The sequence below is a fragment of the Duganella sp. BJB1802 genome (genome assembly GCF_013369445.1).
Taxonomy (GTDB): Bacteria; Pseudomonadota; Gammaproteobacteria; order Burkholderiales; family Burkholderiaceae_D; genus Rugamonas; species Rugamonas vulcania_A.
In genome coordinates this window covers 339,876-362,197 of sequence record NZ_JABWEF010000003.1, presented here as the reverse complement: position 1 = coordinate 362,197, position 22,322 = coordinate 339,876, and the positions used below count along the sequence as shown (strand labels likewise).

The 22,322-nt window shown below is 64.5% G+C and carries 26 protein-coding genes; 19 read left to right on the top strand and 7 right to left on the bottom strand.

Going from position 1 to position 22,322, the window contains the following annotated elements:
- Window positions 1-126 precede the first annotated feature (126 nt).
- The 5 genes from rplM to erpA all read left to right on the top strand — a co-directional run bounded on the left by rplM (window position 127) and on the right by erpA (window position 3,009).
- Window positions 127-555 (top strand): 50S ribosomal protein L13, encoded by a 429-nt coding sequence (gene rplM / locus HUX88_RS07090; RefSeq protein ID WP_008445136.1) that lies wholly within the window; start codon window positions 127-129, stop codon window positions 553-555.
- Between the two features lie 9 nt (window positions 556-564).
- Window positions 565-957 carry a 30S ribosomal protein S9 gene (rpsI, locus tag HUX88_RS07085; RefSeq protein ID WP_008445137.1) on the top strand — a complete coding sequence of 131 codons (393 nt, stop codon included), beginning with the start codon at window positions 565-567 and terminating at the stop codon, window positions 955-957.
- A gap of 159 nt (window positions 958-1,116) precedes the next feature.
- Window positions 1,117-2,154 carry an N-acetyl-gamma-glutamyl-phosphate reductase gene (gene argC, locus HUX88_RS07080; protein ID WP_117012883.1) on the top strand — a complete coding sequence of 346 codons (1,038 nt, stop codon included), beginning with the start codon at window positions 1,117-1,119 and terminating at the stop codon, window positions 2,152-2,154.
- A 69-nt stretch (window positions 2,155-2,223) separates the two neighbouring features.
- Window positions 2,224-2,595, top strand: a complete 372-nt coding sequence (locus HUX88_RS07075) for a polymer-forming cytoskeletal protein (protein WP_117012884.1) — start codon at window positions 2,224-2,226, stop codon at window positions 2,593-2,595.
- A 51-nt stretch (window positions 2,596-2,646) separates the two neighbouring features.
- Window positions 2,647-3,009 (top strand): iron-sulfur cluster insertion protein ErpA, encoded by a 363-nt coding sequence (gene erpA, locus HUX88_RS07070; RefSeq protein WP_117012885.1) that lies wholly within the window; start codon window positions 2,647-2,649, stop codon window positions 3,007-3,009.
- Window positions 3,010-3,079: 70 nt separating this feature from the next.
- Here erpA and HUX88_RS07065 read toward each other — a convergent pair whose 3' ends face one another.
- A complete protein-coding gene (locus tag HUX88_RS07065; RefSeq protein ID WP_176361289.1) occupies window positions 3,080-4,174 on the bottom strand; it encodes an anhydro-N-acetylmuramic acid kinase in 1,095 nt (364 codons plus the stop codon).
- 101 nt (window positions 4,175-4,275) lie between these two features.
- Window positions 4,276-5,658 (bottom strand): peptidoglycan DD-metalloendopeptidase family protein, encoded by a 1,383-nt coding sequence (locus HUX88_RS07060; protein ID WP_117012887.1) that lies wholly within the window; start codon window positions 5,656-5,658, stop codon window positions 4,276-4,278.
- Window positions 5,659-5,815: 157 nt separating this feature from the next.
- Here HUX88_RS07060 and tyrS point away from each other — a divergent pair, with 157 nt between their 5' ends.
- From tyrS to HUX88_RS07000, 12 genes are all read left to right on the top strand, one after another.
- Window positions 5,816-7,069, top strand: coding sequence for a tyrosine--tRNA ligase (gene tyrS / locus HUX88_RS07055; protein ID WP_117012888.1), 1,254 nt, complete (start codon window positions 5,816-5,818; stop codon window positions 7,067-7,069).
- Window positions 7,066-7,512: a D-aminoacyl-tRNA deacylase gene (gene dtd, locus HUX88_RS07050; protein WP_176361288.1), complete on the top strand. Its 447-nt coding sequence runs from the start codon at window positions 7,066-7,068 to the stop codon at window positions 7,510-7,512. The genes tyrS and dtd overlap by 4 nt, the downstream gene beginning before the upstream one ends.
- A 21-nt stretch (window positions 7,513-7,533) precedes the next feature.
- Window positions 7,534-8,202: a YbhB/YbcL family Raf kinase inhibitor-like protein gene (locus tag HUX88_RS07045; RefSeq protein WP_176361287.1), complete on the top strand. Its 669-nt coding sequence runs from the start codon at window positions 7,534-7,536 to the stop codon at window positions 8,200-8,202.
- A complete protein-coding gene (locus tag HUX88_RS07040; protein WP_117012891.1) occupies window positions 8,199-8,849 on the top strand; it encodes a histidine phosphatase family protein in 651 nt (216 codons plus the stop codon). The genes HUX88_RS07045 and HUX88_RS07040 overlap by 4 nt, the downstream gene beginning before the upstream one ends.
- A gap of 104 nt (window positions 8,850-8,953) precedes the next feature.
- On the top strand, window positions 8,954-9,970 hold the full coding sequence (dusB, locus tag HUX88_RS07035) for a tRNA dihydrouridine synthase DusB (protein WP_176361286.1): 1,017 nt from the start codon (window positions 8,954-8,956) through the stop codon (window positions 9,968-9,970).
- A 107-nt stretch (window positions 9,971-10,077) separates the two neighbouring features.
- Window positions 10,078-10,311: a helix-turn-helix domain-containing protein gene (locus HUX88_RS07030; protein ID WP_008445162.1), complete on the top strand. Its 234-nt coding sequence runs from the start codon at window positions 10,078-10,080 to the stop codon at window positions 10,309-10,311.
- Between the two features lie 104 nt (window positions 10,312-10,415).
- The gene (gene purH / locus HUX88_RS07025) at window positions 10,416-12,002 is read left to right on the top strand and encodes a bifunctional phosphoribosylaminoimidazolecarboxamide formyltransferase/IMP cyclohydrolase (protein WP_117012893.1); all 1,587 of its coding nucleotides are present in this window, start codon (window positions 10,416-10,418) and stop codon (window positions 12,000-12,002) included.
- A 205-nt stretch (window positions 12,003-12,207) separates the two neighbouring features.
- Entirely contained in the window at window positions 12,208-12,768 is a 561-nt protein-coding gene (ruvC, locus tag HUX88_RS07020; protein WP_176361285.1) for a crossover junction endodeoxyribonuclease RuvC, read from the top strand.
- 27 nt (window positions 12,769-12,795) lie between these two features.
- Window positions 12,796-13,374 (top strand): Holliday junction branch migration protein RuvA, encoded by a 579-nt coding sequence (gene ruvA / locus HUX88_RS07015; protein ID WP_020704911.1) that lies wholly within the window; start codon window positions 12,796-12,798, stop codon window positions 13,372-13,374.
- A gap of 68 nt (window positions 13,375-13,442) precedes the next feature.
- Window positions 13,443-14,150, top strand: a complete 708-nt coding sequence (locus HUX88_RS07010) for a hypothetical protein (protein ID WP_176361284.1) — start codon at window positions 13,443-13,445, stop codon at window positions 14,148-14,150.
- A 178-nt stretch (window positions 14,151-14,328) separates the two neighbouring features.
- Entirely contained in the window at window positions 14,329-15,384 is a 1,056-nt protein-coding gene (gene ruvB / locus HUX88_RS07005; protein ID WP_176361283.1) for a Holliday junction branch migration DNA helicase RuvB, read from the top strand.
- Entirely contained in the window at window positions 15,384-15,839 is a 456-nt protein-coding gene (locus HUX88_RS07000; protein WP_176361282.1) for a YaiI/YqxD family protein, read from the top strand. Before ruvB ends, HUX88_RS07000 begins: the two co-directional genes overlap by 1 nt.
- On the opposite strand, the gene HUX88_RS06995 is transcribed toward HUX88_RS07000, so the two are convergent.
- Entirely contained in the window at window positions 15,840-16,211 is a 372-nt protein-coding gene (locus HUX88_RS06995) for a YbaN family protein (protein WP_176361281.1), read from the bottom strand.
- A 115-nt stretch (window positions 16,212-16,326) separates the two neighbouring features.
- Here HUX88_RS06995 and HUX88_RS06990 point away from each other — a divergent pair, with 115 nt between their 5' ends.
- Window positions 16,327-17,088, top strand: a complete 762-nt coding sequence (locus HUX88_RS06990) for a ThuA domain-containing protein (RefSeq protein ID WP_176361280.1) — start codon at window positions 16,327-16,329, stop codon at window positions 17,086-17,088.
- A 1-nt stretch (window position 17,089) separates the two neighbouring features.
- Here the strand turns inward: HUX88_RS06990 and HUX88_RS06985 are convergent, their stop codons facing one another.
- The gene (locus HUX88_RS06985) at window positions 17,090-18,241 is read right to left on the bottom strand and encodes an OmpA family protein (protein ID WP_176361279.1); all 1,152 of its coding nucleotides are present in this window, start codon (window positions 18,239-18,241) and stop codon (window positions 17,090-17,092) included.
- A gap of 24 nt (window positions 18,242-18,265) precedes the next feature.
- On the bottom strand, window positions 18,266-19,786 hold the full coding sequence (locus tag HUX88_RS06980) for an Ig-like domain-containing protein (protein ID WP_176361278.1): 1,521 nt from the start codon (window positions 19,784-19,786) through the stop codon (window positions 18,266-18,268).
- Window positions 19,787-20,039: 253 nt separating this feature from the next.
- Here HUX88_RS06980 and HUX88_RS06975 point away from each other — a divergent pair, with 253 nt between their 5' ends.
- Window positions 20,040-20,891 carry a spondin domain-containing protein gene (locus HUX88_RS06975; RefSeq protein WP_176361277.1) on the top strand — a complete coding sequence of 284 codons (852 nt, stop codon included), beginning with the start codon at window positions 20,040-20,042 and terminating at the stop codon, window positions 20,889-20,891.
- Between the two features lie 17 nt (window positions 20,892-20,908).
- On the opposite strand, the gene HUX88_RS06970 is transcribed toward HUX88_RS06975, so the two are convergent.
- Window positions 20,909-21,646: a siderophore-interacting protein gene (locus HUX88_RS06970; RefSeq protein WP_176361276.1), complete on the bottom strand. Its 738-nt coding sequence runs from the start codon at window positions 21,644-21,646 to the stop codon at window positions 20,909-20,911.
- A 160-nt stretch (window positions 21,647-21,806) separates the two neighbouring features.
- Entirely contained in the window at window positions 21,807-22,247 is a 441-nt protein-coding gene (locus HUX88_RS06965; RefSeq protein ID WP_117012904.1) for a DUF2147 domain-containing protein, read from the bottom strand.
- Window positions 22,248-22,322: the final 75 nt, after the last annotated feature.

The window sequence follows — 22,322 nt, the reverse complement described above, 5'->3', positions numbered from 1 at the left end:
AGCGGGCGGTTCCAGCTTATACTTATCGGCTTTCCGTTCGCTCAGGAAAGTAAATAAGAAGGCCGAGTCCGCTGAAGCCGTGGCGGAACCACCATTTGAGCGTGTTTTATTATTTAGGAAGTCAACATGAAAACTTTTTCCGCTAAGGGCCATGAAGTCCAGCGCGATTGGTTCGTGATTGACGCGACGGACAAAGTCCTCGGACGTGTTGCCAGCGAAGTGGCACTCCGACTGCGCGGCAAACACAAGCCAGAATTTACTCCTCACGTCGACACCGGCGATTTCATCGTCATCGTCAACGCAGGCAAACTGCGCGTGACCGGCACCAAAGCAACCGAGAAGACCTACTACCGTCACTCGGGCTACCCAGGTGGCATCTATGAGACCAACTTCCTGAAAATGCAACAGCGTTTCCCAGGCCGTGCTCTGGAAAAAGCCGTCAAAGGTATGCTGCCGAAGGGCCCACTGGGCTACGCAATGATCAAGAAGCTGAAAGTGTACGCTGAAGGTTCGCACCCGCACGCTGCTCAGCAACCTAAAGCACTCGAAATCTAAGGAACTGACATGATCGGTAACTACAATTACGGCACCGGCCGTCGCAAGAGTGCAGTAGCTCGTGTGTTTATCAAAGTTGGCACTGGCCAAATCATCGTTAACGGCAAGCCAGCGGCTGAGTACTTCTCCCGCGAAACCGGCCTGATGGTTATTCGTCAACCACTGGAACTGACCGGCAACGTTGAGCGTTTCGACATCAAAGTCAACGTTCACGGCGGCGGCGAGTCCGGCCAGGCAGGTGCTGTGCGTCACGGCATCACCCGCGCCCTGATCGACTACGATGCAGCGCTGAAGGGCGATCTGGCACGCGCCGGCTTCGTTACCCGCGATGCACGTGAAGTTGAACGTAAAAAAGTTGGTCTGCGCAAAGCACGTCGCGCAAAACAATTCTCGAAGCGTTAATTTTTACGCTGTGGTGCGCTGCTTGCGGCGCGCCCTCAAAAAAGCCGCCGGCCTCGTGCCGGGCGGCTTTTTTGCTATCTGGCAGCAGTAATACGCCTGTCGCATATGCCTGATAAAATGGCAGTCCCCTCCACGCATTACCTCATTCAAGGAAAGAACATGATCAAAGTTGGCATCGTCGGCGGCACCGGATACACCGGAGTGGAATTGCTGCGACTGTTGGCAGTCCACCCTGATGTGCAGCTGACGGCTATCACGTCGCGCAAGGAAGATGGCCTGCCGGTTGCCGATATGTTCCCTTCGCTGCGCGGCCGCGTGAACATCGCCTTCTCGTCGCCGGACAAGGCCGACCTGAGCCAATGCGACGTGGTGTTCTTCGCCACCCCGCACGGCGTGGCCATGGCGCAGGCGCCGGCGCTGCTGGCGGCCGGCGTCAAGGTGATCGACCTGGCGGCGGATTTCCGCATCAAGGACAAGGCCGTCTTTGAAAAATGGTACAAGATCGACCACACCTGCCCGGAGCTGCTGGAAGAAGCCGCCTACGGCCTGGCTGAACTGAACCGCGACGCCATCAAGGGCGCGCGCCTGGTCGCCAATCCGGGCTGCTACCCGACCACCATGCAGCTGGGCTACTACCCGTTGCTGAAGGCCGGCCTGATCGACGCCGGCGCGCTGATCGCCGACTGCAAGTCCGGCGTCTCCGGCGCCGGCCGCAAAGCCGAGATCGGCACGCTGTTCTCGGAATCGAGCGACAACTTCAAGGCCTACGGCGTGGCCGGCCACCGCCACACGCCGGAAACCTCGGCGCAGCTGCAGAAGTTCACCGCCGACAAGGTCGGCCTGGTGTTCACGCCGCACCTGGTGCCGATGATCCGCGGCATGCACTCGACCCTGTACGGCCGCCTGACCAAGGACGTCAGCAACGAACAGCTGCAGGCGCTGTTCGAAGAACAGTACAAGGACTCGCCGTTCGTCGACGTGATGCCGTTCGGTTCGCATCCCGAGACCCGTTCCACGCGCGGCTCCAACATGCTGCGCCTGGCGCTGCATCGCCCGGACAACGGCAACACCGTGATCGTGCTGGTGGTGCAGGACAACCTGGTCAAGGGCGCGTCCGGCCAGGCCGTGCAGTGCATGAACCTGATGTTCGGCCTGGAGGAAACCACCGGCCTGACGCAGATCGCGCTGCTGCCGTAAATCAAAGTGCGGCGGGGCGGGGATAGTAGATTAGGAATTCCCGCCCACCCTGCCAGCAGAAAGCCGCACATGATCGCCATGGACAGCCTGATCGGCGCCACCACCCGCGTGCAAGGCAACTTGCTGTTTCGCGGCGGGCTGCGCATCGACGGCGAGGTCGTCGGCAATATTGTCGCGGAGGCAGGATATCCGAGCTATCTCGTCGTCGCCGAGCACGCCCGTGTGGAAGGCGAGATACATTGCGATCATCTGGTGGTCAATGGCGAGGTGAAAGGTTGTGTTTTCAGTGGGGATTTGCTTGAAATCCAGCCCAGCGCCCGTATCATTGGGGATGTCAGTTATAAAGTGCTGGAAATGCACGGCGGCGCACAGGTGTTGGGCACATTGACCCATCGCGACAGCTCCGGCGTGGAGCCGCTTTTGGCGGTCTCTGGAGCATGAATTACGCCAACGGTCTATAATGGATCAAATGTTTTCACGTAGGAGTCTGAAATGAATGCTGTCGCCGAATCGCAAGAAGTAATTCCGTCGCCCATCATCTTTACCGACAGCGCGGCGCAAAAGGTCGCCCAGCTGATCGAGGAAGAAGGCAATCCAGATCTGAAATTGCGCGTGTTCGTGCAGGGTGGCGGCTGTTCCGGCTTCCAGTACGGCTTCACGTTTGACGAAATCGTCAACGAAGACGACACCACAATGATCAAAAACGGCGTCCAGCTGTTGATCGATTCGATGAGCTACCAGTACCTGGTCGGCGCGGAAATCGACTACAAGGACGACCTGGAAGGCGCGCAATTCGTCATCAAGAACCCGACCGCCTCGTCGACCTGCGGCTGCGGCTCGTCGTTCTCGGTGTAAGTTGCTGTAGTCCGGCCCCGGCCGGCTGCGATCAACGGCGGACAACTCCGGTTGTGCCGCCGTTTTTGTTTTATCGCGGGTAGAGCGCGCCCAGCACGCGGTCGCCCGCCGCACCCGTCACGCTCGGCAGGTTGCCCGCCAGCCGCTCGGTGAAGCGGTAGCCCAGCCAGGCGAAGGCCATCGCCTCGACCCGGTTCGGCGCCACGCCCAGCGCCTGGGTCGACGCCACCACCACCCGCGCCCCCAAGGCCGCGCCCAGCTCGTCCATCAGCACGCCGTTGCAGGCGCCGCCTCCGCACACGTAGACCGCGTCCGCGCCCGCGCCGTGGGTCTGTATCGCCTGCGCCAGCGTGAGCGCCGTCAGCCGGGTCAGCGTGCGTTGCACGTCTGCCGGCGCGGCGCCGGGGAAGGCCGCCAGGTGCTGGTCCAGCCAATTGATGTGGAACAGGTCGCGGCCGGTGCTCTTGGGTGCCGGCAGCGCGAAATAGGGCTCGGCCAGCATATTGGCCAGCAGGCCGGGGATTTCCTTGCCGCTGGCCGCCCAGGCGCCGTCCTGGTCGAAGTCCTTGCCCTGGTGGCGGGCGATCCACGCATCCATCAGCACATTGCCCGGCCCGGTGTCGAAGCCGGCCACCTTGCCGTCGGCCAGCACGCTGATGTTGGAGATGCCGCCGATATTGGCCACGACCCGCGTCTGCCCGGGCTTGCCGAACAAGGCCTGGTGGAAGGCCGGCACCAGCGGCGCGCCCTGGCCGCCGGCGGCGATGTCGCGGCTGCGGAAGTCGGCGATCACATCGATGCCGCACAGCTCGGCCAGCAGGGCCGGGTTATTGGTCTGGCGCGTAAAGCCCAGCTCGGGACGGTGGCGGACGGTCTGGCCGTGCACGGCCACCGCGCGGATGTCCTGCGCCTGCAGCGAGGCGTCGTCCAGCAGCGCCTGCACGCAGTCGGCGTAGTGCCGCGCCAGCTGGTTGGCGGCCAGCGCCTCGCGTTCGATCTCGTTGTGGCCGGCGGCCTGCAGGGCCATCAGCTCGGCGCGCAGCGCGGGCGGGAAGGGTACATAGGCGGCCGCCAGCGTGTCGATGGCGTCGCCGCTGAAGCGCGCCAGCGCGCCGTCCACGCCGTCCAGGCTGGTGCCGGACATCAAACCGATATACAAAGACATAGCCGCCCCCGAAACTGAAAACCGTATTTTGCCTGAGCCGGCCAGCGCTGTCGCACGCGGATAAAAAAACAGGCCGCTGTTGCGGCCTGTCTTGATGTGGCTTACTTCGCCGCGACGCGGGTGCCGCCGGAGCCGCCCGGCTGCAGCAGCGCGAAGCGGTGCGACATGTCGGCGGCGTAGGCCTTGAAGCGCGACATCTCGGCGGCCGTCAGCGGCGCCTGGGCTTGCACGTTCATCGTGCTTGGATCCTTGGCTTCGCCGCCGACGCGGAATTCGTAGTGTAAGTGCGCGCCGGTCGACCAGCCGGTGGTGCCGACGTAGCCGATCACGTCACCCTGGCTGACCTTGGTGCCCTTCTTGATGCCAGGCGCAAAGCGGCTCATGTGGGCGTAGGCGGTGGTGTAGTTGGCCCAGTGCTTGATCATGACGAAGTTGCCATAGCCGTTCTGGGTGCCGGCGAAATCGATCACGCCGTCGCCCGAGGCGCGGATAGGCGTACCGGTCGGCGCTGGGAAGTCGATGCCTTTGTGGGCTTTCCACTGGCCGGAAATCGGATGCACGCGCATCGCGAAGCCAGAGGAGATACGGGAGAATTCAACCGGGGATTTGAGGAAGGCTTTCTTGAGGGCTTTGCCGTCGAAGCTGTAGTAGCCGCCGCCCTGTTTGCTTTGTGGATCTTCGAACCAGACCGACTGATACGTCGTGCCCTTGTTGGTGAACTCGCCGGCCAGGATGCGGCCCGCTCGCACAAACTCGCCATCCTGCCAGAACGTCTCGTAGACCACGTTGAAATGGTCGCCGCGCTTCAGGTCGCCGCGGAAGTCGATGCTGGTCGAGAACATCTCGACGATCTGCTTGACGATGGTATCCGGCAGCTTGGCGCCGTCTTCGCTGGAATCGGTGGCCGCGTACAGCGTCGAGCTGATGGTGCGCGCGTGCATTTCCACGCGGCGCTCCAGCTTGGCCGCTTCTTCTTCCGCGACAAAGCCTTCGCCCTTGCGGGTGACCTTGATGTTCTTGACCGGAATGTCCTTGCCGTCCACCACGACCGCGCGCAGCCATTGCAGGTTGCCTTCGTCGTCGGTCTGCGCCTGGACCCGCTTGCCGGTCTTGAGCTGCATCACGCCTTTCGCCACTTTATCTTTTTTGATAAAGTTCTCGGCCGCCTCGTCGTCCACGCCGAGACGTGTCAGCAGCGCGGCCAGCGTGTCGCCGGCGCGGATTTTTTCTTCGTGGACGAAGTGTTCGTTGGAGGATTGCTGTTCCAGCGCGGAGATCTGCGAGCTGAGGTCCGGCAGTGCGACCGTTTCCTGCACCGATTTGACCGGCAGGTCGGAGGCGTCCGGGGCGAGCGGCGCCACGCCGGCTGCACCAAAAGCACACACTGCAAGAAACAATGCAGACGCGCTGATGATGCGCGCCTTGCGCGTGGAACCTAGCAGACTGAACAAGCGTGAGCTTGTGAATTTATGTATTTGGTTCATGCAATCAGTTAAAATTTGCCGCTTGAACTATTCAGGAACGTTTTATTTCTTCTAATTGTTATTAAAGTTCGTTTTCGTACGGCAAGATTGATGGATCGAGGATTATATCAAACTCCTGAAGCCGCCTACCTTTTTCTGAAAAATACCGCAAAAAATTATGACTACCTCTTCTTCGACACCGCCGGCTCCCTCGAAAGTACTGCCGTTGACCGACAGCGTTCTGGAGGCGCTCGCCATCACCAAACGCGGTGTCGACGAGCTGCTGATCGAAAGCGAGTTCGCGCAAAAGCTGGCGCGCTCGGAACAAAGCGGCGTACCGCTGCGTATCAAGCTCGGACTGGATCCTACCGCACCTGACCTGCACCTTGGCCACACTGTTGTGCTCAACAAGATGCGCCAGCTGCAGGACCTGGGCCACCAGGTGATCTTCCTGATCGGCGATTTCACCTCCATGATTGGTGATCCGTCCGGCCGCAACGCCACCCGTCCGCCGCTCACGCGCGAGCAGGTCGAGCAGAACGCCATGACCTACTTCAAGCAGGCCTCGCTGGTGCTGGACCCGGCCAAGACCGAAATCCGCTACAACTCCGAATGGTGCGACCCGCTGGGCGCGCGCGGCCTGATCAAGCTGGCCTCGCACTACACGGTCGCCCGCATGATGGAGCGCGACGATTTCAGCAAACGCTTCAAGAGTGGGACTCCGATCGCGGTCCATGAGTTCCTGTATCCCTTGATGCAGGGCTACGATTCGGTCGCTTTGAAGGCAGACCTTGAGCTAGGTGGAACAGACCAGAAATTTAACTTGCTTGTTGGCCGGGAGCTGCAGAAGGACTACGACCAGGAACCGCAGTGCATCCTGACCATGCCGCTGCTCGAAGGCCTGGACGGCGTCGACAAGATGTCCAAGTCCAAGAACAACTACATCGGCATCACCGAACCGGCCAACACCATGTTCGCCAAGATCATGAGCATTTCCGACGTGATGATGTGGAAATATTACGAGCTGTTGTCGTTCCGCTCACTGGCCGACCTGGCCGCGCTCAAGGCCACCGTCGACGGCGGCGCCAACCCGCGCGATGCCAAGGTGGCGCTGGCGCAGGAAATCGTGGCCCGCTTCCATTCGCAGGCCGCGGCCGAAGAGGCGCTGAACGACTTCGTCAACCGCTCCAAGGGCGGCATTCCCGACGACGTGGCGGAAATCACGCTGCCGGGCGCGCCGGCCGGCATCCAGCAACTGCTGAAATCGGCGGGCCTGTGCGCGTCGGTGTCGGAGGCCGGCCGCATGATCGACCAGGGCGGCGTGCGCATCGACGGCACCGTGGTCAGCGACAAGGCCGTGAAGATCGAGGCCGGCACCTTCGTGCTGCAAGTGGGCAAGCGCAAGTTCGCGCGCGTCACGCTGACGGCATGATCGGCCTGCTGCAACGCGTCAGCGGCGCCAGCGTGGTGGTGGACGGCGCCACCGTCGGCGCCATCGACGCCGGCCTGATGGTGCTGGTGTGCGCCGAGCGCGGCGACACGGAGAGGGAGGCCGACGCGCTGTTGGCCAAATTGCTGGGCTACCGTGTGTTCGCGGACGACGCCGGCAAGATGAACCGCAGCGTCACCGACGTGGAGGGCGGCCTGCTGCTGGTGCCGCAGTTCACGCTGGCGGCCGACACCAAGTCCGGCACGCGGCCCTCGTTCACGCCGGCCGCCGCGCCCGCCGACGGTCTGCGCCTGTTCAATTATTTTGTCGAACAGGCGCGCCAGAAGCATAAAGTGGTGCAAACCGGCCAATTCGGCGCGGACATGAAAGTGTCGCTGACCAACGATGGTCCGGTGACGTTCTGGCTACAGACAAACGCAAAATGACACCGGCGGTTGGAGACGAGCATGAAACTTTCTAGCGACAGCTTTCGCAACGGCGGCATGATTCCGGCGGAAAACGCCTTTGCCGCGCTGGGGAAGGACGGGCAGGTGAGCCTGTCGGCCAACCGCAATCCCCATCTGGCATGGCGCGACGTGCCGGCCGGCACCGAATCGCTGGTGCTGCTGTGCATCGACGGCGACGCCCCGCAGGACGCCAGCGACGTCAACCGCACCGACCGCGTCCTGCCGGCCAACCTGCCGCGCGGCGATTTCTTCCACTGGAGCCTGATCGACATCCCGGTCGGCGTGCAGGCGATCGCGGAGGGCGCGCTGTCCGAAGGCGTGACCGCGTGCGGCAAGCCCGGCCCGGCCGCCGTGCTGGACGGCCTGACTGTGCGCCAGGGCGTGAACGACTACAGCGGCTGGTTCGCGGCCGACCCCGCCATGGCCGGCGACTATTACGGGTATGATGGCCCCTGTCCGCCGTTTAACGACGAGTGTGTCCACCATTACATGTTCCGCATCTACGCGCTGGACACGCCCCGCCTGGAACTGGAGGGGCGCTTCACCTGCGCCGACGTGCTCAACGCCATCCACGGCCACATCATCGACGAAGCCCAATTGATCGGCACCTACACGCTGAACCCGGCCCAGGCCGCCCAGGCGCGCCGGTCCAGAAAAAAGACTGCATGAAGAACAGCACCATTTTGTTGATACGCCACGGCGAGACCGCCTGGAACGCCGTGCGCCGCCTGCAGGGCCACACCGATATCCCGCTCAACGACGAGGGCGCCCGCCAGGCCGCCGCGCTGGCGCAGGCGCTGGCCGCCGAGCGGGTGGACGTGCTGGTCTCCAGCGATCTGCAACGCGCGATGCAGACCGCGCAAGCCGTGGCCGACCAGTACGACGGCCTGCGGGTGCAAACCGACGAGCAGCTGCGCGAGCGCTGCTACGGCGTGTTCGAAGGCATGCTGTACGCCGAGATCGAGCGCCAGTACCCGGCCGAGTACGCGCTGTGGCAGGCGCGCGATATCGATGCCGTGATGCCGTCCGGCGAGCGGGAGGCGGAAAGCTTCCGCCAGTTCTACCAGCGTGCCACCGACGGCATCGCCGATTGGGCGCGGCGCCACCCGGGCCGCACCATCGCCATCGTCGCCCACGGCGGCGTGCTGGAATGCGCCTACCGCGAGGCGGTGGGCATGTCGCTCGACAGCCCGCGCGACTTCCAGGTCAAGAATGCCAGCATCAACCGTTTCACGTGGTCGGACGGTAAGTTGGCGCTCACCAGCTGGGGCGAGGTGGACCACCTGAGTCTGGCCGCGATGGACGACATCATCTAATGTCAAGACTGCACAGGTGTCGTCCACATAAAAAATAGTGCTTATTAATTGAGCACCCCTTCGGTTAAAATAGAGGGTTCCTTCTTCACGTTCAGGTATCGCCAGTGCAAATCGGCCCTCATTTACTGCGCAACAACGTTTTCGTCGCCCCCATGGCCGGCGTCACCGATCGCCCCTTCCGCCAGCTGTGCAAACAGCTCGGAGCCGGCTATGCGGTGTCCGAGATGGCGGCCTCGAATCCGCGCTTGTGGGCGACCGAAAAAAGCTCGCGCCGCACCGACCACACCGGCGAGATGGAGCCCAAGGCGGTGCAGATCGCCGGCGCCGATCCGCAGGACCTGGCCGACTGCGCCCGCTTCAACGTCGAGCGCGGCGCCCAGATCATCGACATCAACATGGGTTGCCCGGTCAAGAAGGTCTGCAACGCCTGGTGCGGTTCGGCCCTGTTGCAGGACGAGGTGCTGGTCCGGCAGATCGTCGAGGCGGTGGTGGGCGCGGTTGACGTGCCCGTCACACTGAAGTTCCGCACCGGTTGGGACCGCGCCCATAAAAACGCGCTGAACATCGCGCGCATCGCCGAGGACGCCGGCATCGCCATGCTGACCCTGCATGGCCGCACCCGCGCCGACGGCTACACCGGCGACGCCGAGTACGACACCATCGCGGCGGTCAAGCGCTCGGTCGGCATACCGGTGGTGGCCAATGGCGACATCACCTCGCCGGAAAAGGCCCGGTTCGTGCTCGACTACACCGGCGCCGACGCCGTCATGGTCGGCCGCGCCGCCCAGGGCCGTCCGTGGATCTTCCGCGAGATCGACCATTACCTGCGCACCGGCACCCATCTGCCGGCGCCGTATGTGGACGAAGTGCGCGCCCTGATGGATGAACACCTGCGCGCGCACTATGCTTTCTATGGCGACTACCTGGGCGTGCGGACGGCCCGCAAGCACATCGGCTGGTATGTGCGCGACCTGCAGGGCGGCGAGGAGTTCCGCCAGAAAATGAACCTGCTGGAGTCCACTGAAGAACAACTGATTGCCGTCGATCAATTTTTCGAATCGCAGTGGAGACACGGCGAGCGGTTACAATACCGCCTCCCGGAAGAATTGGAAGCAGCGTAAGACGGCGTAGAGAGCCTAAAAAAGTCGGATCAGAAGGGTAAGCGCCGGGGCCACAAGCCCGCGCGGCGATTTACCAGCGTCAACAGATTAAAAGCGAACGATATAAAATGAGCAAAGAAAGTATCCAGGAAGTAGTCCAGAAGAGCCTCGAAGATTACTTCAACGACCTGGGCGAGCAGCAGGCTTCGAACATCTACGACATGGTCGTGCTGACCGTGGAAAAACCGATCCTGGAAGTGGTCATGACGCGCGCCGACGGCAACCAGTCGCACGCCGCGCAGATGCTGGGCATCAACCGCAACACCTTGCGCAAGAAACTGCAAGAACACGGCCTGTTGTAACAGCGCGCATTTTTCCGGCATGAGTGGCTGGGGACGGCCGCCGTTGCCGCACCCGCAATACCGAATACGTCGTACCTCTATTCAACCACTAGCCCTCTCAAGCCATGATTAAACAAGCTCTCATCTCCGTCTCCGACAAAACCGGTGTGCTGGACTTCGCCCGCGCGCTGTCCGCCATGGGCGTCAACATCCTGTCGACCGGCGGCACCGCCAAACTGCTGGCCGACAACGGCGTGGCCGTGACCGAGGTGGCCGACTACACCGGCTTCCCGGAGATGCTCGATGGCCGGGTCAAGACGCTGCACCCGAAAGTCCACGGCGGCATCCTGGCGCGCCGCGACTTCCCGGAGCACGTGGCCAAGCTGGAAGAACACAACATCCCGACCATCGACATGGTGGTGGTCAACCTGTACCCGTTCCAGGCCACGGTCGCCAAGGACACCTGCACGCTGGAAGACGCGATCGAGAACATCGACATCGGCGGCCCGGCCATGCTGCGTTCGGCTGCCAAGAACCACAAGGACGTGGTGGTGATCTGCGATCCGTCGGACTACGGCGTGGTGCTGGCTGAAATGAAGGCCACCGACAACGCCCCCGGCTACGTCAGCTACGACACCCGCTTCACGCTGGCCACCAAGGTCTACGCGCACACCGCCCAGTACGACGGCGCCATCGCCAACTACCTGACCAGCCTGGACGCGACCCGCGCCCACGCCAGCCGCAACGCCTATCCGAAGACGCTGAACGTGGCGTTTGAAAAAGTGCAGGACATGCGCTACGGCGAAAACCCGCACCAGTCGGCGGCGTTCTACCGCGACATCGTCAAGACCGAGGGCGCGCTGGCCAACTACCGCCAGCTGCAGGGCAAGGAACTGTCGTTCAACAACATCGCCGATGCGGACGCCGCGTGGGAATGCGTGAAGAGCATGGGCAGCTTCGACCAGAGCGCGGCCTGCGTGATCGTCAAGCACGCCAATCCGTGCGGCGTGGCGCTGGGCGCCAACGCGGCCGACGCCTACAAGCGCGCGCTGCAGACCGATCCGACCTCGGCTTTCGGCGGCATCATCGCCTTCAACGTCGAAGTGGACGCGGCTGCCGCGACCGAGCTGGCCAAGCTGTTCGTCGAGGTGCTGATCGCGCCGGTGTTCACGGCTGAAGCCAAGCAGATCCTGTCGGCCAAACAGAACGTGCGCCTGCTGGAGATCCCGCTGGGTAACGGCGTCAACGCCATGGACTTCAAGCGCGTCGGCGGCGGCCTGCTGGTGCAGTCGGCCGACTCGAAGAACGTGCTGATCGGCGACCTGAAGGTGGTCAGCAAGCTGCAGCCTACGCCGCAGCAGCTGCAGGACCTGATGTTCGCGTGGCGCGTGGCCAAGTACGTCAAGTCCAACGCGATTGTCTTCTGCGGTAACAACATGACGCTGGGCGTGGGCGCCGGCCAGATGAGCCGTATCGACTCGGCCCGCATCGCCTCGATCAAGGCGCAGAACGCCGGCCTGTCGCTGGCCGGTTCGGTGGTGGCGTCGGACGCCTTCTTCCCGTTCCGCGACGGCCTGGACGTGGTGGTCGATGCGGGCGCGACCTGCGTGATCCATCCGGGCGGCTCGATGCGCGACCAGGAAGTGATCGATGCCGCCGACGAGCGCGGCGTGGTCATGCTGTACACCGGCACCCGCCACTTCCGCCACTAATCGGTCGCTGAAACGCGGCCGCAGCTTCGTTGCGGCCCCTTGCCGTGCTAGCGCACTGTCTTCGGCGCCGCGCCTCGCTGCGACCACGTTTCAGCAACCTCATTTAGCATTAGAAGGCCCTCAAGTTTGCACAGTGCGGCGGATCTGCGGATCCGCCGCACTGTTTTTATATACAGCATTCAATGTTCCCGGTTACAATCCGGGAATGATTATTCTCGGCATCGACCCCGGCTTGCGCACGACCGGCTTTGGCGTCATCCACAAGCAGGGCGCCAAGCTGCGCTACATCGCTTCCGGCACCATCAAGAGCGGCGAGGGCAGCCTGCCGGCGCGGCTGAAGGTGATCCTGGACGGCGTAGTCGAGGTGGCGCGCCTGTACCAGCCCGAATGCGCGGCCATCGAGCAAGTCTTCGTCAACGTCAATCCACAATCGACCCTGCTGCTGGGCCAGGCGCGCGGCGCGGCCATCTGCGCGCTCGTGTCGGCCGAGCTGAGCGTGGCCGAGTATTCGCCCACGCAGGTCAAGCAGGCGGTGGTGGGAACCGGACGCGCGGTCAAGGCGCAGGTGCAGGACATGGTGGCGCGGTTGCTGTCGCTGCCCGGCCTGCCCGGCACCGACGCCGCCGATGCATTGGGCGTCGCCATCTGCCACGCCCACAGCCGCGAGACGCTGACCCTGATCGCCGGCGCCGGCCAGGGCACGACCACGGCCGCGCGCGGCCCGCTGGCCGGCTTGCGCATGAAAAACGGCCGCCTGGTCGGCTAAACCTTCCTCTTTAAAGGCTACAACACGATGATCGGTCGTCTCTCCGGTATTCTGCTTGAAAAAAATCCGCCGCAACTGCTGGTCGACTGCGGCGGTGTCGGCTACGAGGTCGATGTGCCGATGTCTACCTTCTACAACCTGCCCGGCGTGGGCGAGAAAGTGGTGTTGTTCACGCACCAGGCGATCCGCGAGGATGCGCATCTGCTGTTTGGCTTCGGCAACGCCGAGGAGCGCGCGGTGTTCCGCCAGCTGATCAAGATCACCGGCGTGGGCGCGCGCACCGCGCTGTCGATTTTGTCGGGCATGTCGATCGCCGACCTGGCGCAGGCGGTGACGTTGCAGGAGTCGGGCCGCCTGATCAAGGTGCCGGGCATCGGCAAGAAGACCGCCGAGCGATTGCTGCTGGAACTGAAGGGCAAGCTGGGCGCGGACATCGGCGCCGGCGGCGCGCACGCGGTGCCGGACTCGCAGTCGGACATCCTGAACGCGCTGCTGGCGCTGGGTTATTCCGACAAGGAAGCCTTGCTGGCATTGAAGACCGTGCCGGCCGGCAGCGGCGTCTCGGACGGCATCAAGCAGGCGCTGAAGGCGCTGTCCAAAGGCTGATCCGCCTCAATCGAATCGCAGGCGGCCCCGCCTATGCTCGACCATCGAGCCAAGCGGAGCCGCCGATCATGGACCAGCCGACACGTTTTCCGTGGGACCACTTCCCACCTGTCTACATCCACGCGTCGGAGAGCTTTGTACGGACGCACCATGCTTATATCGCCGCCAAGGCCGGCGATGGCTTGGCTGCAATGGAGCTCGTTGCCGATACGATGTCCCCGTACATACTGGAGCAGCTCTGGCGACGCTTTGACAGCCACGCACCCATCCTGGTGAACGCGCATGCGGAGGAAGTTTCAGGTGTCAATGCCGTACCTGATGCGATGGCGCGCGCTATTTCTGCTTTTCTTAAATGGCCGCGGGAGCGCAGAATCATTCAAACGAACAAAGTGAGCCACACCGGCGCAAGCGGTTATGAGCGCTGGCAACGCCAAGTGACTTTTGCCGGGCGCATTTTGATCGGGCTAAACTACCTCTTGGTGGACGATTTTGTAGGTCAGGGAGGAACTCTCGCCAACCTTAGAGGTCACATACTTGCGCAGCAAGGATATGTCATCGGCGCCACGGTTCTCAGCGGTAAGGATTACTCAGCGGAGTTGGCACTTACAGAGGCAAAACCATCTGAATTACGGAGGCAGCATGGACACATCGAATATTGGTGGAGACAGCGGTTCGGCTTCGGATTCGAATCCCTCACCGCGTCGGAAGCCCGATATCTTAGCCGAACTCGCTCAGCTGAAAGAATCATTGAGGGCCTGGAAGCAGTTGATCGCTGAAGGCAAGGTAGAATCACTGGTGGTGAAGATAGAATCTCCTCCGGAGCTAGAGGGCATTCCATACCGCATGTTGACCGAGTGCGAACAGCGACAACTCCGAATAAGCAAAAGACGGTTGCACAATTATTACAACCGCATGCTACAAACACCGAAATTTTAATAGGCAACCAGCACCTGCATGAGCATCCAGACCGACAGCTTCACCGAACAACGCATCATCGACGCGGCGCCGTCGTCGCCGAACGAGGAGGCGATCGAGCGCGCCTTGCGGCCCAAGCATCTCGATGAATATGTCGGCCAGTCCAAGATCCGCGACCAGCTGGAAATCTTCATCGCCGCCGCCCGCAACCGCAAGGAGGCGCTGGACCACACGCTGCTGTTCGGCCCGCCCGGCCTGGGCAAGACCACGCTGGCCAACATCATCGCGCGCGAGATGGGCGTGAACCTGCGCCAGACCTCCGGCCCGGTGCTGGAGCGCCCCGGCGACCTGGCCGCCATCCTCACCAACCTGGAAGCCAACGACGTCCTGTTCATCGACGAGATCCACCGCCTGTCGCCGGTGGTCGAGGAGATCCTGTACCCGGCGCTGGAGGACTACCAGATCGACATCATGATCGGCGAAGGCCCGGCCGCGCGCTCCGTCAAGCTGGACCTGCAGCCGTTCACGCTGGTCGGCGCCACCACCCGCGCCGGCATGCTGACCAATCCGCTGCGCGACCGCTTCGGCATCGTCGCCCGCCTCGAGTTCTACAACACCGAGGAGCTGACCAAGATCGTCACCCGCAGCGCCGCGCTGTTGAAGGCCAACATCGCCCCGGACGGCGCGGTCGAGATCGCCCGCCGCGCGCGCGGCACGCCGCGCATCGCCAACCGCCTGCTGCGCCGCGTGCGCGACTACGCCGAGGTCAAAAGCAACGGCGACATCACCAAGGCCACCGCCGACGCCGCGCTGGTCATGCTCGACGTCGACACCGTCGGCTTCGACGTCATGGACCGCAAGCTGCTGGAGGCGGTGCTGTACAAGTTCGGCGGCGGCCCGGTCGGCATCGGCAACCTGGCGGCGGCCATCGGCGAGGCGGCCGACACCATCGAGGACGTGCTCGAACCCTACCTGATCCAGCAAGGCTTCCTGCAGCGCACGCCGCGCGGCCGCGTGGCCACGCCGGCCGCCTACCAGCACTTCGGCGTCACGCCGCCGCGCACCAACCCCAACGGCGAACTGTGGGACCTGTGATGCAGATCTGGGTCGACGCAGACGCCTGTCCGGCGGTCATCAAGGACATCCTGTACCGCGTGGCCGACCGCGTGCCGCTGCAGGTCACGCTGGTGGCGAACCAGTTGCTGCGGGTGCCGCCGTCGCGCCACATCCGCTCGGTGCAAGTGCCGTCCGGCGCCGACGTGGCGGACCAGGAAATCGTGCGCCTGCTGGAACCCGGCGACCTGGTGGTCACCGGCGACATCCCGCTGGCCTCGGACGTGCTGAAGAAGGGCGGCTACGCGCTCAATCCGCGCGGCGAGTTCTACACCAACGACAACATCGCGCAGATGCTGACCATGCGTGCCTTCATGGACGAGCTGCGCGGCAGCGGCGTCGACACCGGCGGCCCGGCCGCCTTCAACCAAAGCGACCGCCAGAACTTCGCCAACAGCCTGGACCGCCACATCAGCAAGATGCGGCGCCAGGCTTGATCACTTCGCGGGCAGGCGCAGGGTCGGCACGAAGCGGGTCAGGTAGATGGTCACGCAGGTGCCGATCAGCGGCAGCATGATCTGTAGCCAAGGCTTGTTCACGCGCCACATCGAATAGCCCAGCGACGTCCACATGAAGACCAGCGTCCAGACCTTGCCGCGCAAGGGGATGCCCTTGCCGTCCTCGTAGTCGCGCAGGTATTTGCCGAACATTTGGTTGGTCAGCAGCCAGTGGTGCAGGCGGGTCGAGCCGCGCGCGAAGCAGGCCGACGCCAGCAGCAGGAAGGGAGTGGTCGGCAGCAGCGGCAGGAAGATGCCGAGCACGCCCAGCGCGACAGCCAGGCAGCCGACCAGGATCAGGAAGATTTTCATTCAAGCAGGCGTATGGGCTGGAGCCCCATTATCCATGCTGTTGCGCAGCATGGATAGTGCTTTACAGCGGCGCCGCAGCGTGGGATGTTAGCGCTATCTTTGATTGGAAGGATTCATGAGGAAAATCTTGACGGCGCTGTGCGCCGGGTTGCTGCTGGCCGCCGCCGCGCATGCCGACAACCAGTACAAGGTGCTGGTGCTGGCCATGCCCGGCAAATACCATTACGAGTACATTCCAATCGCCCGCGACAGTTTCGAACGGCTGGCCAGGCTGCACGCCTTCGAGCTGACCTACACCAGCGAGCCGGCGGCATTCGACGGCGACCTGGGCCAGTACGCGGCCGTGGTCTTCCTGAACACGCCGGGCGAGGAGCTGAGCGCGCCGCGCCGCAGGAAATTCGAGGAGTACATGAAGGCCGGCGGCAACGCCATGCTGGTGCACCGGGCGCTGATCATTCCGCCCAACACCTGGCCCTGGTTCGAGAAACTGGTCGGGCGCGCGATCGGCGTCCATCCGATGCTGCAGACCGGCGTGGTGGACGTGGTCGACAAAGACTTCCCGGCCGCCTACGGCCTGCCGCAGCGCTGGCTGTGGAGCGACGAATGGTATGTGTCCACCAACCCGTACAACATCAGCGTCAAGCCGGTGCTGAACGTGGACGAGAGCACCTACGACCCGGCCAAGATATGGCCGGGTCAGGTGGCGACGGGGATGGGCAAGGATCACCCGGTGGCGTGGTACCACCATGTTGAAAAGGGCCGCGTGTTCGTCACGGCGCTGGGCCACAGCGGCGAGATGTACCGCGACCCGCAATACCTGGCGCACCTGATGGGCGGCCTCTACTGGACCGCCACCGGCAAGGGCGCCGCGCCCTAGCTTACTTGCCGGCGCCTCGGGTGCCGACCACTTCGACCGTCACGCGGCGGTTCCTGGCGCGGCCTTCGGCGGTGTGGTTGTCGGCCAGCGGCTGGGTTTCACCCTTGCCCTCGGTGTAGACGCGCGACGCGTCCACGCCCTTGCTCACCAGGTAGGCCTTGACCGCCTCGGCGCGGCGCAGCGACAGTTTCTGGTTGTAGCCGGCCGCGCCGACCGAGTCGGTGTGGCCGACGGTGACCATCACCTCGGTGTCCATGCCTTGCAGCTTGGCCAGCAGGTCGTCCAGCGCGGCCTTGCCCTGCGGCTTGACGGCCGACTTGTCGAAGTCAAACAGCGCCTCGGCGGCGAACGAGACCTTCTCCGAGGTCGGCTGCGGCGCCTTAGGCGGCGGTGGTGGCGGCAGCGGCGTCACCGCGGGCGCCGGCGCCGGGGCCGGCTCGGCCGCCGGTGGCGGCGTGTAGACCGGCGCGCTGTGCGCAGGCCGGCCCAGCTTGTAGACCAGGCTGACCGACAGCAGGTCGACATTGCCGCGGTTGCCGACGGCATCGTTGACGCGGTAGCGCTCCACCTCGCCGCGCAGCGCCAGGGCTTCGTTGAATTTGTATTCGAGGCCCAGGCCGGCCTTGGGGTTGAACTTGCGCTCGCTCTGGTCGGGGCCGGTCACCGCCGCCAGGCGGTTGCCGTTGAAATGCGTGCTGGTCTTGGCGTAGTTCGCGCCGACCCGGCCCAGCAGCGATAGCCGCTCGGACAGCGGTAGCTGCGCCAGCAGGTCCAGGTTGGCGCCACGGAAGCCGGCCTCGCCGTTGAGCACGCCGTTGCCCGACGTGGTGGCGTTGAAGCCGAACTTGCCCAGGTCGAAGTAGCCCAGCTCCAGCGCCAGGTAGCGGTTCAGCTGCCGGCCGACAAACAGTTTGTAGCCGGTGTCGCGTTCATCCGTGTTGAAGGCGGTGACGCTGGCGCCGTTGGCCTGCAGGCTGGCGGTCAGGCGCTGCTGGTCGATGTTGGCGCGCGAACGGCCCACGCCGGCGCCCAGGTACCAGGCGCTGTTGGCCCAGTCCGGGTTGACGAAGGGTTCCTCGGCCTGCGCGGCCTGCATGGCGAGCATGGCGCAGGCAAGCGTGCCCAGTGTGCCGATTTTTTTTGCGATGGTCATGATGGTGTCCTGAGAGGTGAGCGTTTATTTGGCGATCTGGTTGTTGCGCAGCGTGACGGCGGCGGCGGTCAGCACGCGGCCGGTGAGCAGCGTGGTGTTGTCGCCCACCGTGATCGCGGCGGACTGGCCCAGGATCGAGCCCTTGAAGACGCTGTTGGCGGCCAGCGTGGTCGGGCCGACCGGCAGCCAGCTGACGTCGGCCGCGGTGGCGCCGTTGCTCAGGGCGACGATCGAATTGGCGCTCGAGTTGAGCGTGAGCGCGGTGCGGAAGATGTACACGCCGGGGCCGCTCAGCGTCAGGGTGCCGGTGATGTTGATGGCGCCGGCGTAGCAGTAGACGCCCGGTGCCAGGGTCAGGCCGCCGAGGTCGACGCCGCCGGCGAAGCTGACGTCGCAGCCGCGGCCGTTGGCGTTGCTGATCGCAACCTGCAGGTCGGCCAGGGCGCCGGACAGGATGGCGCCGGACTTGTAGTTGGTGTAGCCGGCCGCCAGGGTCGGATCGGTGGTTTGCGACGGCGAACCGACGTCGCCGGTGATCAGCGTGGTGCCGCCGGCGTTGTTGGTCAGCGAGGTGCCGGCCAGCACGGCGAAGCTGGCGGCGCTGCCCAGCGGAACCGCTTGGGCGACCGGCGGCACCGGTGGCAGCACGCCGGAAGTCACGGTCAGCGCGGTGCTGCCCGATTTGGCGCCGACGGTGGCGGTCACGGTGGTGGTGCCGACGGCGACGCCGGTGGACAGGCCGGTGGCGGCGGTGGTGGCGATGGCCGGGCTGCTTGAACTCCAGACGGCGTTGCCGGTGACGAAGGCGGTGCTGTTATCCGAGTAGGTGGCGGTGGCGACGAACTGCTGCTGGCCGCCGATCAACACGGTGGGGTTGGCCGGCGTGACCGCGATGTTGGTGAGCGTGACGGCAGGCACCGTGACGGTGGTGGTGGCGCTCTTGCCGTTGCTGGTGGCGGTGACCACCGAGGTGCCGGGCGCGACACCGGTGACCAGGCCGGCGGCGTTGACGCCGGCGCTGGCCGGCGTGGCCGACACAAAGGTCGAGCTGGTGGTCAGGTCGTGGGTGGTGGCGTCCGAATAGGTGCCGACCACGGCCAGCTGGCGCGTGGCGGCGATCTGCACGGTCGGCGCTTGCGGCGCGACGGCGATCGACAGCAGCACGGCCGGGGTGACGGTCAGCGTGGCCGAGGCGGTCTTGCCGTTGAAGGCGGCGTTGATCACCGAGCTGCCGACGCTGGCGCCGGTGGCCAGGCCGGTCGTGGCGCCGACGCCGGCGACGGCCGGCGTGGCCGAGCTCCAGGCGGCGGTGACCGCCTGCGTCGAGCCGTCGCTATAGGTCGCGCTGGCGCTGAACTGCTGGGTCGCGCCGAGCGCGACGGAGGGCGCCGGCGGCGTCACCGCCAGCGACACCAGCGTGGCGGCCGGCAGGCCGAGGATGGGATCGCGCCCCTGGTCGCCGCCGCCGCAGCCTGCGAGCAGGGCGGCGGCCAGCAGGCCGATGGAATAGAAGAGCGCCTTGGTGGATCTGGGCAGGAATTTCATGATGCTTCCTTTGTGCTGAAACAGTGGACCGACTGGTGGCCTGCGCGGTGTGCGCAAGGCAAGTGGTCCACGATGTCATGCACGGCAGGGCGGGTATGTGCGCTGGCGCTCTTAGTCGAGTTCGCTGCTACATCCTTACAACGGATACAAAAAATATAAAAATGAAATCTTTGTAAGGGCGGGGCGATGTCGTGTGACCAACATGGACCGCGCATCGGCGCGGCCTCGTTCACTCACCAGGGAAGACAATCAGATGAAACCTTACACTCTCGCCAAGGCTGTGCTGGCCGCATGCGTCGGCCTGTCCGCCTGCGCCGCCCAGGCGGCCGACGTCACCTTCACCTTCACCAACACCGCGCCGGCCGGCGGGGTCGGCGTCGCGCCGCTGTGGCTGGGCCTGCACAACGGCGGCTTCGACAGCTTCGACGCCGGCAGCGCGGCCTCGGTGGCGATCGAGCGCGCCGCCGAGGACGGCAACGCCGGCGTGCTCACGTCGAACTTCGCCAGCCAGGTCGCCGGCGGTCTGCAGACCACGCTGCCGGGCGGCCCGCGCTTCCCCGGCGCCAGCAGCACCTTCACGCTGCACAACGTCGACCTGAACGGCGCCAACCGCTACCTGAGCTACGCCGCGATGGTCGTGCTCAGCAACGATTTCTTCATCGGGAACGACAACGCCAAGGCCATCGACCTGTCGTCGCTGGCTGGTGGCGGCAAGCTGTCGCTGGCGCTGGGCGGCGCCGGTCATGTGTACGACGCCGGCACCGAGCAGAACAACTTCGCCTACTCGCTGGCCAACGGCGCCTATGGCATCGGCGGCGGCCAGAGCGGCCCCAACCAGGGCATCGACGAGCACGGCGTGGTGCATGTCGTTACCGGCAATCCCTACCCGAGCTTTGTCGACGACGGCCACTACGTGCCGGCCAACTTCGACTGGACCGCGCTGAATTTCAATAGCCAGCAATCCATCGGCCGCCTGGATATTTCGGTGACCGCCGTGCCGGAGCCGGAAACCTACGCGATGCTGTTCGCCGGCCTGGGCCTGCTGGGCGTGGTCGCGCGCCGCCGTCAGGGGCAGGGCACGGCCGCGGCTGGCGATATCGCCTGAGTCCGCGCCGGGCGGCGTCAATCCATGCCGGCCTTGCCGGGCGCCCAGTACGCCTTGCTTTGACGCCGCCCTGCCGCCGCACCTTGCTGGCGCAGCAGCCGGCTCATGTGCTGGATCGAGCCGGCCTGCCCGGTCAGCACGATCTCCGCCGCCGGGTGTGCTTGCAGCTGCGCCGACATGTGCGCGTCCAGCTCGTTGAAGTGCTCGCCGCCCTCAAGGCGGACGCAGAGGTGGGCGTCATCCAGCCGGAGCTGCCGGATGACGGGCGTCGCCTCGGCCAGGGCGCCCACCTCGAACACCATCCGCAGCGGCGACGCCTGGCTGGACAAGGCCACCGCCAGGCCCAGCGACGTTTCATCCCCGAACAGAATGGCGCGCCCGCGCGGCTGCTCCAGCCGGAGCGATCTGCGCGGACCGAAGACGGTGCAGGCGTCGCCCTTGCGCACCAGGCGCGCCCAGTGCGTGCCGGGGCCGTCGGCGTGCAGATAGACCAGGATGCGCGTGCGTCCGCTTTCAGCGTCCCAATCCATCGGCGTGTAGGTGCGCTGCACCCACCCGCCCAGCTGGATCTGGAGCTTGTCGCCCGGCGTCCATGCGACGTTGCGCAGCGCCTCGCCGCCGAGCGTGATGAGGCGGAAGGCGGGGCCGATATCCTCGACGTGCAGCACCTGCGCGTTGCGCGTAAACAGTTTCAGTACCGCCGCTTCAAGCCGGCCGGGGCGCCGCTGCAGAGGGGGCGGGAGGATGTCGTTCATTGTTCAGGCTCCGTGAAATATTCGGGTTGAGTGGAGGGCGCGTCCATGCTGATGCAGACGGGCCTTGCGCCGGAATATTGTGGAAGCCGCCACGCCCATGAAAAAACCCCGCAAGTTGACGTGCAACTTGCGGGGTTCGGTTTGGTTCGCGCGGTGGTGCTTATTCCTGGCGCACCCACACCTGCGAGCGGCCCAGCATCGGCACGCCGATGTAGCCGCGCACGCTGAGCTTCTTGCCGCCGTCGGTCAGGTGCATCTTGCTGCGGTAGACCTTGCCGTTGTCCGGATCGAGGATCTCGCCGCCGTTGTATTCGTCGCCGTCCTTTTTCAGGCCGGTCATGATCACCAGGCCGATGACAGGCTGGTTCTTGCGAGCGTCTTCGCACTTCTCGCATTTGGGATTCTGGTCTTCGGACGGCGCACGGAACAGTTGCTCGATCTTGCCTTGCAAGACGCCGTTGGTGTCGGTGATGCGTATCAGCGCTTTCGGCTTGCCGCTGACGTCGTCGATGTTTTTCCACAGGCCGACCGGGGAGCTGTCGTCGGCGAAGGCCGGGGCGATGGACAGCGCGGCGGTGATGAGCAAAGCGAGGAATTTCATGTGGGGTCTCCAAGGTTGTTGTATCCATCGAGTGTAGCAAAAAAATGACCGGTCGTACTATTTTCATCGCGTTTA

What these genes read in the sequence shown, in the direction of transcription:
- rplM (WP_008445136.1), top strand. Translation starts at nt 127, where the DNA reads ATGAAAACTTTTTCCGCTAAGGGCCATGAAGTCCAGCGCGATTGGTTC.
- rpsI (WP_008445137.1), top strand. Translation starts at nt 565, where the DNA reads ATGATCGGTAACTACAATTACGGCACCGGCCGTCGCAAGAGTGCAGTA.
- argC (WP_117012883.1), top strand. Translation starts at nt 1,117, where the DNA reads ATGATCAAAGTTGGCATCGTCGGCGGCACCGGATACACCGGAGTGGAA.
- HUX88_RS07075 (WP_117012884.1), top strand. Translation starts at nt 2,224, where the DNA reads ATGATCGCCATGGACAGCCTGATCGGCGCCACCACCCGCGTGCAAGGC.
- erpA (WP_117012885.1), top strand. Translation starts at nt 2,647, where the DNA reads ATGAATGCTGTCGCCGAATCGCAAGAAGTAATTCCGTCGCCCATCATC.
- HUX88_RS07065 (WP_176361289.1), bottom strand. Translation starts at nt 4,174, where the DNA reads ATGTCTTTGTATATCGGTTTGATGTCCGGCACCAGCCTGGACGGCGTG.
- HUX88_RS07060 (WP_117012887.1), bottom strand. Translation starts at nt 5,658, where the DNA reads ATGAACCAAATACATAAATTCACAAGCTCACGCTTGTTCAGTCTGCTA.
- tyrS (WP_117012888.1), top strand. Translation starts at nt 5,816, where the DNA reads ATGACTACCTCTTCTTCGACACCGCCGGCTCCCTCGAAAGTACTGCCG.
- dtd (WP_176361288.1), top strand. Translation starts at nt 7,066, where the DNA reads ATGATCGGCCTGCTGCAACGCGTCAGCGGCGCCAGCGTGGTGGTGGAC.
- HUX88_RS07045 (WP_176361287.1), top strand. Translation starts at nt 7,534, where the DNA reads ATGAAACTTTCTAGCGACAGCTTTCGCAACGGCGGCATGATTCCGGCG.
- HUX88_RS07040 (WP_117012891.1), top strand. Translation starts at nt 8,199, where the DNA reads ATGAAGAACAGCACCATTTTGTTGATACGCCACGGCGAGACCGCCTGG.
- HUX88_RS07030 (WP_008445162.1), top strand. Translation starts at nt 10,078, where the DNA reads ATGAGCAAAGAAAGTATCCAGGAAGTAGTCCAGAAGAGCCTCGAAGAT.
- purH (WP_117012893.1), top strand. Translation starts at nt 10,416, where the DNA reads ATGATTAAACAAGCTCTCATCTCCGTCTCCGACAAAACCGGTGTGCTG.
- ruvC (WP_176361285.1), top strand. Translation starts at nt 12,208, where the DNA reads ATGATTATTCTCGGCATCGACCCCGGCTTGCGCACGACCGGCTTTGGC.
- ruvA (WP_020704911.1), top strand. Translation starts at nt 12,796, where the DNA reads ATGATCGGTCGTCTCTCCGGTATTCTGCTTGAAAAAAATCCGCCGCAA.
- HUX88_RS07010 (WP_176361284.1), top strand. Translation starts at nt 13,443, where the DNA reads ATGGACCAGCCGACACGTTTTCCGTGGGACCACTTCCCACCTGTCTAC.
- ruvB (WP_176361283.1), top strand. Translation starts at nt 14,329, where the DNA reads ATGAGCATCCAGACCGACAGCTTCACCGAACAACGCATCATCGACGCG.
- HUX88_RS07000 (WP_176361282.1), top strand. Translation starts at nt 15,384, where the DNA reads ATGCAGATCTGGGTCGACGCAGACGCCTGTCCGGCGGTCATCAAGGAC.
- HUX88_RS06995 (WP_176361281.1), bottom strand. Translation starts at nt 16,211, where the DNA reads ATGAAAATCTTCCTGATCCTGGTCGGCTGCCTGGCTGTCGCGCTGGGC.
- HUX88_RS06990 (WP_176361280.1), top strand. Translation starts at nt 16,327, where the DNA reads ATGAGGAAAATCTTGACGGCGCTGTGCGCCGGGTTGCTGCTGGCCGCC.
- HUX88_RS06985 (WP_176361279.1), bottom strand. Translation starts at nt 18,241, where the DNA reads ATGACCATCGCAAAAAAAATCGGCACACTGGGCACGCTTGCCTGCGCC.
- HUX88_RS06980 (WP_176361278.1), bottom strand. Translation starts at nt 19,786, where the DNA reads ATGAAATTCCTGCCCAGATCCACCAAGGCGCTCTTCTATTCCATCGGC.
- HUX88_RS06975 (WP_176361277.1), top strand. Translation starts at nt 20,040, where the DNA reads ATGAAACCTTACACTCTCGCCAAGGCTGTGCTGGCCGCATGCGTCGGC.
- HUX88_RS06970 (WP_176361276.1), bottom strand. Translation starts at nt 21,646, where the DNA reads ATGAACGACATCCTCCCGCCCCCTCTGCAGCGGCGCCCCGGCCGGCTT.
- HUX88_RS06965 (WP_117012904.1), bottom strand. Translation starts at nt 22,247, where the DNA reads ATGAAATTCCTCGCTTTGCTCATCACCGCCGCGCTGTCCATCGCCCCG.